Annotated in this window: 10 protein-coding genes; 7 read left to right on the forward strand and 3 right to left on the reverse strand. The window is 69.2% G+C overall.

What is annotated here, in order from left to right; all coding sequences use genetic code 11:
* From VFZ09_RS47900 to VFZ09_RS47920, 5 genes are all read left to right on the forward strand, one after another.
* Positions 1–996 (forward strand): hypothetical protein (locus tag VFZ09_RS47900; protein WP_329734552.1); only part of this gene is annotated, 996 nt, incomplete at its 5' end.
* A 145-nt stretch (positions 997–1141) separates the two neighbouring features.
* Positions 1142–2158, forward strand: a complete 1017-nt coding sequence (locus VFZ09_RS47905; protein ID WP_329734553.1) for a BPSS1187 family protein — start codon at positions 1142–1144, stop codon at positions 2156–2158.
* Positions 2159–2421: 263 nt separating this feature from the next.
* Positions 2422–3669 (forward strand): calcium-binding protein, encoded by a 1248-nt coding sequence (locus VFZ09_RS47910; RefSeq protein ID WP_329734554.1) that lies wholly within the window; start codon positions 2422–2424, stop codon positions 3667–3669.
* A gap of 192 nt (positions 3670–3861) precedes the next feature.
* Positions 3862–6267 carry a helicase-related protein gene (locus VFZ09_RS47915; RefSeq protein ID WP_329734555.1) on the forward strand — a complete coding sequence of 802 codons (2406 nt, stop codon included), beginning with the start codon at positions 3862–3864 and terminating at the stop codon, positions 6265–6267.
* A 196-nt stretch (positions 6268–6463) separates the two neighbouring features.
* Positions 6464–8698, forward strand: a complete 2235-nt coding sequence (locus VFZ09_RS47920) for a cell-cell cohesion protein MtsF (RefSeq protein ID WP_329734556.1) — start codon at positions 6464–6466, stop codon at positions 8696–8698.
* 51 nt (positions 8699–8749) lie between these two features.
* Here the strand turns inward: VFZ09_RS47920 and VFZ09_RS47925 are convergent, their stop codons facing one another.
* The 3 genes from VFZ09_RS47925 to VFZ09_RS47935 form a co-directional block, all read right to left on the reverse strand.
* Complete coding sequence (locus VFZ09_RS47925; RefSeq protein WP_329734557.1) at positions 8750–9475, reverse strand: hypothetical protein; 726 nt, start codon at positions 9473–9475, stop codon at positions 8750–8752.
* 172 nt (positions 9476–9647) lie between these two features.
* Entirely contained in the window at positions 9648–11174 is a 1527-nt protein-coding gene (locus VFZ09_RS47930; protein WP_329734558.1) for a hypothetical protein, read from the reverse strand.
* A gap of 7 nt (positions 11175–11181) precedes the next feature.
* Positions 11182–11778, reverse strand: coding sequence for a hypothetical protein (locus VFZ09_RS47935; RefSeq protein WP_329734559.1), 597 nt, complete (start codon positions 11776–11778; stop codon positions 11182–11184).
* A gap of 272 nt (positions 11779–12050) precedes the next feature.
* Here VFZ09_RS47935 and VFZ09_RS47940 point away from each other — a divergent pair, with 272 nt between their 5' ends.
* Together VFZ09_RS47940 and VFZ09_RS47945 are read left to right on the forward strand one after the other, a co-directional pair.
* Positions 12051–12638 carry a TIGR02265 family protein gene (locus VFZ09_RS47940; RefSeq protein WP_329734560.1) on the forward strand — a complete coding sequence of 196 codons (588 nt, stop codon included), beginning with the start codon at positions 12051–12053 and terminating at the stop codon, positions 12636–12638.
* 20 nt (positions 12639–12658) lie between these two features.
* Positions 12659–13288 carry a DUF2267 domain-containing protein gene (locus VFZ09_RS47945; RefSeq protein ID WP_329734561.1) on the forward strand — a complete coding sequence of 210 codons (630 nt, stop codon included), beginning with the start codon at positions 12659–12661 and terminating at the stop codon, positions 13286–13288.
* Positions 13289–13369: the final 81 nt, after the last annotated feature.

A 13369-nucleotide genomic window follows, 5' to 3' on the forward strand; every position in this document is an offset into this window, starting at 1 on the left:
CTGGACGCCATCCGGGAGAGCCGGGCGTCGGGTGAGCGCTACATCGTCATGGCGCACGCGCGCACCAGCGTGGTCGACCGGGAGGCGCTGTTCAAGGAGGTTCGCGCCGGCAACCCCGTGGTGGTGTTCGGGGATACGTCCATCGCCAGGGGTCTGGTCGACGCCCAGTTCGACCAGCCGTTGCGCTCGATTGACTCCCATGGCGTCGAGGAGTCCGAGAGTGCCTACGGCCTCTTCATTGACCGCCGGGGCGTGCAGCAGGTCTTCCAGATCGGCGAGAAGAACATGGCCACCGCTGCCAGGCTTGCCTATGAGTGGGCCGCCGAGCGCCTGAAGGAGGACGAGGCGGGCGCGCAGGACGTGAACACCCTCGCCGCCGGCTGGACCCTGGTCCTTCAGCGGTCCACGTTCTATGACCTGAACCCGCACGGCAAGCAGAACATCTTCACCTTGTTCTACAAGCTCAGCAACGACGGCTCCACCACCTACGACTGGTGGAACATCGAGTTCCGGCATGAGTCCGTGCCCGGCAAGCAGGCCTGGGGCAATGACTGGCGCACCGCGGACATGTGGCAGAAGGTCTGGGGCAGGTACAACGGTCTCAACTACTTCGTCAGCGACCGCGACCCCACCACCACGCAGGGGAGTACCTCGGTGGGCGTCTCGGTTGGCACCAGCGCCGGCTACGATGGTGCCTCTGTCAACGCCAGCATGTCCTGGAGCTACACCACCAGCGACGTGATGATCAACGATCAGGGTGACACTTCGCAGGCCAGGGCCCAATGGTATCACAATGTCAACGAGAACCAGAACGTTGGCAAGGCCACGTATGTCGTCAAGCCGGGTGCCACCATGCGCGTGCCCAACGGCACCACGGCTCCCTACAACAAGTGGCAGGAGTGCTACCAGATTCAGTGGATGGATCCGAACTTCTTCGTCAATAACTTCTACAAGCACACGGTGTGGTGGGGCGGTGGTACCTCCTGCGCGTTCTGAGCGGAGCCTGGCCGCATAGCGCCCTCCCGAGGCCCGGCGCGCCCTCCGCGGCGCCGGGTCTTTCGTATCCATCGCTTCCACGCCGGTCCGGGTTGAACCCGGTTCGCGCATCCCCCCATATTGCGCGCCAACAGGAGTACTCGAGATGAAGAGCCTGAAGACGTGGAGTCCGGGGTGGGCCCCGGGGATGCTGGGGTTGTGGTTGAGCCTGGGGTGCGGTGCGGAGCAGGTGCCCACGCCGGAGCCGCGGGGCAGGGTGATGCAGCAGGTGAGCAGCTGCGCCGGGCCGAGCGGTGCGCTCTGCGGGTTCGTCACCCCGGCGGAGGCAGGGACCGCCGGCTCGGGCAACTCCCCCGCGCCGCACGTCGTCGTGCGCCCCACCAGCCCGTCCAGAGCGGAGCTCATCGTCTACCTGCCCGGCACGGGCAGCCAGCCGGCGGACATCCTGAGCACCGCGTACGCGGACAGGGACCACACCCTGTACGCGAGCGCCGTCTCCAAGGGCTACCGGATGATTGGCCTGTCGTACCAGAATCAGCCCTCCGTCCGCTCCCTCTGCTCCGACAGTGATGCCTGCTTCCTGGCCACGCGGCGCACCCTCATCTCCGGGAGCGTGCAGCCGGGCAGCGCGGTGACGTCCATGGACAAGGCGGATGCCATCCTGCCCCGGCTCAAGGCGCTGCTGCTGTACCTGCGCGACACGGTGGACCCGGCGGGCAACTGGGGCAGCTACTTCACCCAGCCGGCCTGCACCACGGACTGTGTCCTCGACCCGGCGAAGATCATCGTCTCGGGCCAATCCCAGGGCGGAGGCCACGCGGGGGTGATTGGCAGGGACTACGCCGTGCGACGGGTGGTGACGCTGGCCTCGCCCTGTGACGCGATGGGCACGAACGGCGCCTGGGCGAGCTGGACGCTGCCTCCGCTGGCCACCGCTCCAGGCGCCGATCGCTACCGGGGCCTCATCGCCCGCGGGCAGGCCGGTACGCAGGAGAACCGGGACGCCTGCGAGGAGGCCGCCATCGCCCACTGGGCGCCGGAGCGGATGAACGCACAGTGGAAGCTCGTCATCAGCTCCACCGGCCTGTGCGTGACGGATCCGCATGAGTGCGTGGGAAGAGACGCGCAGCTGTACGCCGAGTGGCTGGAGCTGTGGCCGTAGCCGTCCTGACCTCTTTGGGCCCAGCTGAACGAAGCCCTCCATCGTTTGCTCGGGCAGGAGCCCCCACCCCGCTGACTCGCGTGCTCACCCAGGCCTCGGCGGGGGTGCTGATGACCGGCGGCCCACTGGGAATTCCTGGAATACGGAGTCGTATTGACCTGGACCGGACAGTAGCGTATCTGCCATGAGTGAAGAAAAACACACTCACCGCAAAGGCCACCCCGGCGCGGTCACCGGCGCACGTGCGTCGCAGAAGCGAAACCATGCAGGGTCGACGTCCGTTCGCGGGGCATGGCCGCCGGGCCCCACTGGCCGTGCTGCTCATGGTGGCGGTATGCATTGTGTTGTTGCCGGAGCGCGCGTCCGCCATGGCGCTGCCTAGCATCAATCTCAATGCCTACTGCCAGCAAACCCATGGCTCCAGTGCCTACGAGGTGCTGGTGCAGTTCAACGCGTACGGCTGGAAGTGCCGGCTGAATGGTGTTGACTACAACATGAGCCTGGACGCGGCCTGCCGGCAGCAGCACGTGGACGGAGACTCCGCCTCCTTCCTGGACTTCAACAATCCCTACTCGTGGTTTTGCGTGCTCCGGGCGCCCTACACGAGCTTCATTGGCAATTCCTACAGTCTGTATGCCTGGAAGGGACGCTCGGTGGCGCTGAGGACACCGGACACGACGACTTGCCCGGCGAGCACCTTGATGAACATCATCGATGCGATCGACGGCGGCTACGACTTCTACCTGAACGCGACGGGCCGGGCCCCCACCCCTCACTTCCTCTACCAGGGCTTGAACAGCCTGGCCGCGATGCCCTCGGGCGTGTACACCGGGTGTGGCGCTGGCGGCAGCGCCTGTGGCTTCTTTGGCCACACGGGAGTCGAGTTCCTGCAATCCACCTTCAGCACCATCTGCAACGCGGCTTTCTACTCCAACCAGTACGAGCAGACGCCCTTCTATGAGCTGGGGCGCAACTTCTGGTTCTACGGGAGCAAGATTGAGTACGTGGGGACGGACAACACGGGCTCCATCACCACGGGTTATGCGGTGGCGATGCGCTTCCTGGCCATGGACCATGCGGGGGTGAGCGCGAGTGGCGCCCCCATCAACGGGTACCCCTTCCACACGTTCCGTTTGGCCGTGCAGGGGCTGGTGGACGCCTATCGCTTCAACCCGGGCCTGACGTGGAGCAACACGTTGAGGGCCGGGCAGGCTCCGCCCAACAATCATGGCCTGGGCGGTACGGACTTCTTCGCGTCGTTCGTCCTGCGCCTGCACCGCGTCCACGGCTCGGACTTCATCAACCGGCTGTGGAGGAGGGTGGGCGCCGCCACGGACGCGGCCACCACCCAGGACGCCGTGGACAACTTCGTCCTCGCCGCCAGCGAGGCCGCCGGAGTCAACCTCCATGACCTCTTCCGCTACACCTGGAGGTGGCCGGTCAGCCCCTGGGTCCAGAGCTACCTGCAGGGCACCTACGGCTATCCGGTGAGCTCCCAGCCCTATCTCTGAGCGCGAGAAATCGGGGCGCTGTTGCATCACTTCACGCTCCCCCGTGACGCCGTCACGGACCTGCTGGCCGCCACGGCCGCTGGCGAGCGGGCACTCGGGGAGCTGCGGCGCCGCCTGTCCCCCTGAACCCCCGGGGGGCCCGGCCCTCATGTGACCCAGGCGGAGGACCCTGTTCGGGGTTAGACTTCGCCAATGAACTCCAGCCCCTCCAGCCGGTCTTCCGTCGTCGTGGCGGAGCTGGGGCCCACGAATACGGGGAAGACGCACCGCGCCATCGAGCGCATGCTCGAGCACGACACGGGCATGATGGGTCTGCCGCTGCGCCTGCTCGCCCGGGAGGTCTACGACCGGGTGACCGCTCGCGTGGGCGAGGGACGGGTCGCCCTGATGACCGGCGAGGAGAAGCGCCTGCCTCCCCGCCCGGACTATTGGATCTGCACCGTCGAGGCGATGCCCACCGATCGGCAGGTGGACTTCCTCGCCGTGGATGAGATCCAGCTCGCCGCCCACCGGGAACGCGGGCACGTCTTCACGGATCGGCTGCTGCATGCGCGGGGGCGCCGGGAGACGTGGTTCCTCGGCGCGGACACGATGCGGCCCATGGTCCAGGCGCTCATCCCCCATGCGTCGGTGAAGCGCGCCACCCGCCTGTCCCAACTGCGCTACGCCGGGACGCGCTCGCTGAAGAGCCTGCCTCCGCGCTCGGCCGTGGTCGCGTTCTCCGCGGACCGTGTGTATGAGCTCGCCGAGGCCCTGCGCCGTCTGCGGGGTGGGGTGGCCGTGGTGCTGGGCGCGCTCTCCCCGCGTACGCGCAACGCCCAGGTGGCGATGTACCAGTCTGGCGAGGTCCAGTACCTCGTGGCCACGGATGCCATTGGCATGGGGTTGAACCTGGACCTCCACCACGTGGCCTTCGCGGCGCTCTCCAAGTACGACGGCGCCGAGCAGCGGGAGCTCTTCCCGGACGAGCTGGCGCAGATCGCCGGCCGCGCGGGACGCCACTTGAATGACGGGACGTTCGGAACCCTGAACTCCCTGTCCGAGCTGCCTCCGCGGGTGATCTCCGCCATCGAGTCCCACCGGTTTCCAGCCGTGCGCCGTCTCATCTGGCGCAATGCCTCGCTCGATTTCTCGAGCCCGGAGTCCCTGCTGGATTCGCTGTCGCGGGCTCCGAACCACCATGGCTTCATCCGCGTGGAGCGCGCGGACGACTTCGATGCGCTCAAGGAACTCTCGAACGTTCCCGCCATTCGAGACATCGCCACCGACCGGGCCACGGTCGAGCTGCTGTGGCAGGTCTGCCAGATTCCGGATTTCCGCAAGGGGCTCTTCGGGCAGCACGTCGCGCTGTTGCGAGAGACCTTCCTCCAGCTCTCGGACGGGGACGGAAAGCTGGAGCAATCCTGGCTGTCCAAGCAGGTGTCGCCGCTCGACGATGTCTCCGGAGACATCCACACGCTGATGGACCGGTTGGCGGCCATCCGCATCTGGACGTACATCAGCCATCGGTCGAGCTGGCTGCACGACGCCGAGCACTGGCAGGAGCGCACCCGCCGCATCGAGGACGCGTTGGGTGATGCCCTGCATGAGCGGCTGGTGGAGCGCTTCGTGCAGCGGGCGGCGCGCAGGAGTGCACGCCGGTTCGTGAGGGCCGCCGCACGCCCCGCTTCCGAGTCGGACAGCCCCTTCGCGAAGTTGGGGCAGCTGCTGGGCGAGGTACCGGGTGCCGACGGCGGGGCGATGACGGAGGAGCAGTTCGTCCAGCGGGTGGTGGACGCGACGCATGACGCCTTCGAGGTGGAGGCGTCGGGGAGCATCTCGTTCGAGGGGCAGCCGCTGGCCCGTCTGGTGCCCGGGAAGGACCGGCGCACCCCGCAGATCGCGCTCGCGGAGCCGGAGGTCTGGACGGGAGGCGCGCGGCGGCTGCTCGAGCGCCGGCTGGTGGCCTTGTCCCGGGACCTGGTCACCGAGGCGATGGGGGGTTTTCCCGCCGAGGCCCTCACCGGCTCGGGCCGTTCCGCGGCGATGCGGGGCCTCGCCTACTGTCTGGCCGAGGGGCTGGGGGTGACGTCCCAGGAGGCGGCGCGAGAGCAGTGGCGGATGCTGGATGAGGAGTCACGCGAGCGCTTGAGGGCGCTGGGGGTCCGCCAGGGGCAGCGTTTCCTCTACGTCACCGAGGCGCTCGCGCCGCATGCGCTCGAGCGGCGCTGCCTGCTGACGGCGCTGTACCAGCGGAGTCCGGCACCCCAGGGCGTTCCACGCGAGCCGGTGCTCGAGGCGGCGGACCTGGGCGGCAGGAATGCGCGGGCCTTCGGCTATGAGGTGCTCGGTTCCGTGGCGCTGCGGATCGACATCGCCGAGCGGCTCGGCGAGGCGTTGCGCCACCCGAACGGGACCCAGCAGGTGCACGCGCTGCTGCAGGAGTTGAAGCTGGAGAGCGGTGTTCGCGCGCGGGTGCTGCGAGAGCTCGGAGGCCAGTCCGGGCGCGCCCCGATGAAGCGGCGGCGCCGGCGCCGGGGCGGCAGAGGGCCGGGGACGGCTCCCGACAAGAGTGGTGCCAATGGGCGCAGGAGCGGGGCCGGGGAGGGGAGCGCGTAAGGGCAGTGCCCGGGACCAGGGCCCTCGGCGGGGCCAATTCCTGGCAACTCGGCTCCAAATTCCAAGCACGATGTATAACTCAACCCCCGCTTCCCGGGTTCACTCCCGGCTGTGACAGCTCGATGCGGTCCGCCACCCCAGGTGACGTTCGAAGCCGTAGCATGCGCTCCGTTCACACCTGCCCCCCGCGCTCCGCATGCACACTCCCGCTCGACTGCTGCCGCTCGTGCTGCTCGTCCTCACCGCCTGTCCCCCGCAAGGCCCCGCGGACCTCTGCAACACCCAGGAAGAGGCGTTGCGCTCGCGCGAATGCCAGCTCACGCCCGGTGTGCCCCTGAAGGATCGCTATCTCTCCTTCGAGCACGACACTGATTATTACAGCGTGCGGATGCCCTCGGACCTGGGGCCCCGCTCGGTGCTGCGCGTCACCGCCAGCTATGGTGTGTCCAGTACTCCGGTGAGCCTGTCCGTCCGTCTGCTGCACGAGGACGGCGGCGAGCTGGCGCCGCGCCGGGTGGACGCGCACGGCGAGGGCGAGCCCCATCCCGTCGAGTTCCTCCTGCCCTTCTCCGAGCCGGGCGCGAGGCTGCTCCTCCAACTCAGTGACACGCCCGCCAATCCCAGCCAGCCCGGCTACGACGTGCGCAACCCGTACTCGCTCAGGGTGGAGGTGCTGGAGAACCCGGACGCCCACGAGCCCAATGACACCGCGGACATGGCCACGTCCGTGCCGCTGACGAATCAGGAGGGCGCCGCCGTGGGGAGTGCCTCCGGCTTCCTGGCCACCGACGGAGACGTGGACCGCTTCGCCTTCGACGTGCCGGCCGGGAAGATCGTCTACGCGCGGGTGACGGCGCCGGGCCTCGCTCCTCCTTCGGCCTCCCTCCTGTCGTACCAACTGCTGCGCCCGGACGGCACCGTGGAGGACGAGGCCCACGTGGACTCCCCCACGGTGGCCGCGGACCTGGCCACGGCGCGCCGGGCCCCCGTGGCGGGACGGTGGCAGGTGCTGGTGCGGGCCTGGAACGGCGGCACCTCCAGCGGGCCGCCTCCCGGAGACCTCCGCCTGCAATACACGGTGGACGTGAAGGTGCTGGACGAGGCGGACGTCCAGGAGTCTCCCACCGACAACGACGAGCTGGCGCGGGCCCGTCCCGTGAGCTTCGAGGGAAAGGCTCCACCGGCATCGGCATCCTTCACGGGGCGCCTGGGCTCGGTGCAGGACAAGGACTGGTACGCGGTGCGGTTGCCTTCGAGCACCGTGCACACCGTGCTGCACTACCGTCTGGTGCCCCTGTCCACGGGAGGCCGCTTCCCTCCGCTGCCAGGGGCTCCGCACCGGCTGGTGCGCGTCCTCTCGGAGGTGCAGGGCTCCTCGGCCCATGACTGCGTCACGAAGGCGGACGTGTGCCCCAAGGGCAACGGTTACGGGACGGACCCGGAGGTGACGTCCCGGGTGGATGGCTGGTGTGGCCAGGGCACGCCGCTGTGCCTGCACTCCTCGCGCGACGAGTCCGAGGCCTTCCCCCACCTGCGCAACCTCGAGGGCGTGTTGCCCGTGCCGCCACACGGCGCCTCGGTGAGCTACTTCTTCCTCGTCCAGGACGAGGGCTCCCATTGGGCGGATGACAGGGATTACCGCCTGGAGGTGGAGTGGCTGGACGACCCGGACGAGACCTCCCGGAAGAAGGGCGGAGTGACGGAGACCCCCGAGCCGAAGATGCTGGCCAGCGATGATGCCGGCACGGCCTTCCCCGCGCCGCCCAGGGGGGCCGAGTACGAGGTGCGCGGTTCCCTCTCCCACGGCCTGGGCGGGCTCGTCGGACATGAGCCCTCGAAGGGGCAGGGCGTGCGGGGCCCTCGGGACTACGACGCCGTGCCCACCGACGTGGACAGCTTCTCCTTCATCCTGCCCCCTCTCCCCACGCCCCTGGACCGCACCTGGGAGCTGCAGTGGGAGGTGGCGGACCTGCCCGATGGGGGCGTGCCCCATGGCCTCTCGCTGGCCCTGTCCTTCTGTGATGGGGACCGGTTGGACGCGAGTGGCGTCTGCACCCCCGTGTCCACGGGCAGTGCTGGCGCCCCCCTGACGCTCGCCTACAGCGGGGCGCCGATGCGCGCCTGGTACTCGCCGGCGGGCGGTGCCGGTGAGCTCCAGCCGCTGTATTCGCTCGAACGCGGGGACGGCGTCACGCGGGTGACGGTGCGGCCCCAGGCCTGCGCCTGCCTCGAGCCGCGCTTCCTCCGGGGGGGCTCCATCCACGTGTTCGTGAGCGCCGTGGACCGCATGGACTACGGGCAGGCGAACTACACGCTGCGCACCGCGTACACCGGCTATCCGAGGACGTACTCCACGCCCGATGGGGGCACCGCGTCCTGCCCGCTCCCGGAGGGCGAGGTGCCGGGCTGTGTCTTCACCCGGCAGCCGTGAGCCACACTCCCCGGGCTCACACCTGGAGCCCGGGGTTCTCCCGCGTCCGGCCTACCAGAACACCATCACGGACGAGGCGCGGTTGTTCCACGTCTGGCGGAAGGGCCAGAAGTACGGGTACATGCGGTAGCTGCTCAGGTTGGGGACGGCCCAGCTGGCGCCGAGCCACAGCCGGCGGCCCTGGAAGTAGGGGAGCTCGGTGAGCAGCGTCCAGCGGCCGCACCGGGTGCCCCGGATGGAGGAGATGCGGTTGTCCCAGATGCCCAGGTTGGCGTACCCGAAGCCCGGGCGCACCGAGAAGTACCTGCCCGTGTAGTAGGTGCCATCGAAGAAGTAGGCGGGCGGCCGGAACCAGCACGGCAGCGCGGCGGCGGCCTGCGGCTCGCTCGAGGGCATCTGCCCCGTCCTCTCCAGGTACACCTTCAGCGACGCCGCGTCGCGGAAGCCCAGGAGGATGTTCTGCTCGGCGGCGTTCGAGTCGAGCACGTAGTGCGGCAGCTGGATGCCCGCCTTCTCCAGCTCCTCGGCCGAGTACAGCTTGCCGTCCAGCAGCACGGGCAGATCCGGAAGGAACTCCTCCTCCATGGACTGCTCCTTCGAGGGCTCCGCGTCCCGGAACGCCAGGTCCACCGTCACCGGCTGCGCCTCGGAATCCGTGAGGGGCACCTCCTCGAGCTCCTGATCGGGCACGGGCTCGATGCTGGAGGCGAGGGCCTGACCGCCCGTGAGGCTGATGGCGAGCAGCAGGGAACCCAGGAACTTGTTCTTGGAGATCATGTCGAATCCTTGGATTGGGGGACACCGTCGTCCGGTCCGGTATTTCTGCAATCACCGTACCGGCGGCTTTTGCCCGTTTGTCCCAGAGGGAGAGTCTGTCGGAGAGCCGGTAGGTGTTGCTTCCCAGGCCACGGGCACGGGCCCATGGCGTTGCTTCCGCCGCTACACGGGCTCAGCTCTTCACCCAGGCCAGGGCCCGGCGCTGCTCATCCTCGTGGACCCACCGCTCCGCGCAGGCTCCGGTGCGCTCCACCAAGGCTCCGTCCACCCAGACGAACGTTCGCCGGGGCGCCGGACCCACCGGCCCGGCGGGACAGGCCAGGAGCCCCTGGACGAGCGCCTCCTGGGCCGGGTCCGTGCCGGGCCGCTGGTGGTTGACCTCCAACGCGAGGGAGCGGGGGAACCCCACGGACATCAGCGCGCCCTTGAGCCCGTTGTTCAGCACCGGCGCCCGCCCGTTCATGTGCGGCAGGTCGACGACCACGAGGGTGGTGAGCGTCTCGGAGGAGGGGATGGCCCGCGCGGACTGGAGGGTGCGTTGAACGAGCTCGCCCGCGACCCGCCACTCCTCGTGCGCCCGGGCGAGGTACCGCGCACCGAAGAAGGCCTGGAGCATCAACACCGCGCAGCCCACGGCCCGTACCCAGGTCCTCGAATGGAAGAGCACGTCGAAGCTCCAGGCCAGTCCGAAGGCGATGCCGAGCATCGGGAGGAACAGGTACTGGTCCCCATTGTTCGTCCGGGCGAAGACGCTGGTGGGGACCGCGGCGACGAGCACCCAGGCGGCGGCCGCTCCCCACGCGCGGCGCGTCCGCGTCCATACCGCCAGCAGGACGACGGCGGCGAGCACCAGCACGGCACAGGCCAGCTGGGGCACCGTCACATCCCGCAGGGCGAGCGGCGGGGCGAAGGGCAGCACCAGGTTGAAGAGGGTGCGCACCAGGGCCAGCACGGACTGGAGGAGGGTGCTGACGCCATAGATGCTGGCGCCTGCCTCCGCCTGGCGCAGCCGGCCCTCGGGGTAGAGCAGCACGAACGCCGCGTAGAGCCCGAGCACCGGCAGCAGCCCCAGGTACGGCCGCCAGAAGCGGGCGGTGCGCACGGCCCTCCAGTCCGCCCCGAGCCGGTGCACATCCACGATGACGAGCAGCGCGGGGAGCACGATGGCGGGCTCCTTGAAGCCCAGCCCCACGCCGAAGGAGACGAGCGCCAGGACGTACCCGGCCCTCGACGCGCGCTGCCGGAAGAGACTCCACCCGCTCAGGGCCGCGAGCACCGCACAGGCGACCACGATGTCCTGGGCCGCCGCGAACCAGTACAGGACGCGCTGGTTGCGCGGGTGGAGCGCCGCGAACACGCAGGCGGACAGGGCGCCCGCGAGCCCCACGCCCTGGAGCCGCAGGAAGACGAAGAGCAGGACCAGGCACGTGAGGAAGCCCGCCATGACCAGGAAGCGGTAGGGCACCGGGTCGAGCCCGAAGAGGGCCGGCAGCACGCGGAACGTCGCGTTGCGCAGCGGGCGGTACAGGTGATCCTGCGCGAAGTACCAGGGCTGGGGGCGATCCTCCACCAGGTGGGCGAAGTCATCGGCCACGAAGCCGAGCTCCAGGAGTGATGCGAGACGCAGCAGGAGCAGCACCAGCGCCACACCCGCCGCGGCCAGGGGCCAGGCGTACTTCCGAAGCAGTCCGTCGCTCATGCGGTGACTACACCCATTTCACGATGTACGTGCAGCTCGCGCCGCCCCGCTTGCGGCACGGCTTCGAGGTGTCATGCGTCACCGTGGCGGTGACCTCGAAGCGCTGCGCCATCGCCTGGAGCAGGTGCAGATCGAACGCGCAGGGATAGGGATTGTCGCACTCGCAGAGGATCTGCTTCATGCCGGGGACCCGTGAGTAGCCGTAGTGGCCGATGCCCTCGGTCATGGTGCCGGTGGTGGGCGAGAACATGGGCCGCCCGTCCAGGGCGTGGTTCATGTGGTAGGCGACGTCCACCGATTTGATCGCGCTGTCGATGTCCGTCACGAAGGGCGGGAAGAGGGCGTTCTTCGGCACGGCGAGCCCCACCTGGCCGAGCATGCTCTCCCCATACTCGCGGCCGATGCGCTCGAAGGTGGCCAGCCAGCGCGTCACCGGGTACCACCGGTCCTTGTCGAACTGGACCACGCCCTCCTTCGACTCCTCGCCGAGCCCCTCCTCCAACATGATGCGGCTGGCGAGCAGCTGGAAGCTGCCGAATGCGTTCAGCACGTTCGACAGGTTGGCACCCAGCACCTGCACGTTCTCGAGCTTCACGTTGTCCATCTTGAGATCACCCCCGGAGTGTCTGGCTGGACGGCACACACGTCTCGCCGTGGAACGCCACCATGCCGCGTGTCCGCTCGCAAGCCTCCCGGGCTCCACGCCGCCCGGCTGTACCGTCCTCTCGAAATCGGACTACCGGGCTACACTTCTGGTCCGGGGATTCCCCGCAAAGTAGGAATCCACCCGGACCCTGACCTATGCTGGGGGAGTCCCTCGCCGAGGCGGAGGGACAGGCGGGCCGGGTGGACATGAGCACGAGCCGAAGTATGGGAATGCAATCGGATTGGGAGCGCACGCTGGAGCAGTTGATGGAGCTGGCGACCTCCCAGGACACCGCGCGCGGGCTGTTCCTCAACCGCACGTTGGAGGCGGTCCGGTCGCTCGGGGACGAGGCGGCCGTGGCGCGATGTCAGGCGGTGCTCGGCCAGCAGCGGCTGATGGACTTCGTCAACTACTCCGTGACGCTGCTCCTCCGGCTGACCATGGCCGCGGTGCGGGAGCTGAGTGCCCGGCATGGGGGCGCGGAGCAGGTGCTGCGCATGTTGGGGCAGAAGGCGGCGGTGGGCCTGATGTCCTCCGCGGTGGGCAGCGCGATGTGCTCGCAGTCCGGCGCGAGCACCGACCACATCTCCGCCAGCCTCCAGGCCATCTACAAGGTGACCTCCAACTACGGGGAGCGGGCGATGGAGTGGTTGGGGCCCCGGCACGGCCGCCTGGTGATGCGGCGCAGCTTCCTGCCCATGCCGTACCACGAGGGCGCCATGGTGGAGGTGCTCGAGCGGCTGGGCGCGCGCAACGTGCGCGTCCGGGGAGGGGTGCTGGGCCCGCTCGACAGTGAATATGACTTCACGTGGGAGTGAATCGGCCCGCGAGGAAGATCATGATGACGCACGAGGAGCTCTTGTCCCAGGTCGCCGAGCACGCGGGCCTCCCTGGCCGGGAGGAGGCGGAGCGCACCCTCGGCGCGGTGCTCTCGGTGCTGGGGGAGCGGCTGAGCTGGCCCGTCGTCCAGGCCCTGGCGGAAGATCTTCCGGCCCCGCTGGCCGAGAGCCTGCGTGACGTACGCCCCCACCAGGACTTCAACCTCGCGGAGCTGCATGCGCGGGTGGCGGAGCGGACGCGGGTGCCGCTGGGGCAGGCGGTGGAGCTCACGGGTGTCGTCTGCCAGTTCCTCGCGGAGGCGCTGTCTCCCGGGACGGTGCACCGGCTGCGCGAGGCCCTGCCCGAGCCGATGAGCGCCCTCCTCAGGCCGCGCGAGCCCGTGGGGGAATTCGAGTACGTCCACCTGGAGCCGGGCCGCGGCACGCTCGCCGAGGGGCGGCCGGGAAGCCATCGCCCCCTGTCCGAGGCGAGGCCCGAGCGGGCGCACTCGCACTCGGTGGTGCGGGCGGACAATCCCCATGGGGACACGAAGCTCTCCAGCGCCAGCGGCTTCACGCAGGAGCGGGAAGAGGAGACGCTCGCGGCCGGACACCCCGGGTCGGATCGTCCCCTGAGCGAGTGGGAGTGAGCGGTGGGACAAAGTGTCGTCCGCTTTTCTCTCTGTCCGGACAACCCGGCAGGCCCTGGTGCTTCCTGGCTATGAGTGTCT

Origin of the sequence: Archangium sp. (assembly GCF_036277355.1) — a bacterium.
Classification (GTDB): domain Bacteria; phylum Myxococcota; class Myxococcia; order Myxococcales; family Myxococcaceae; genus Archangium.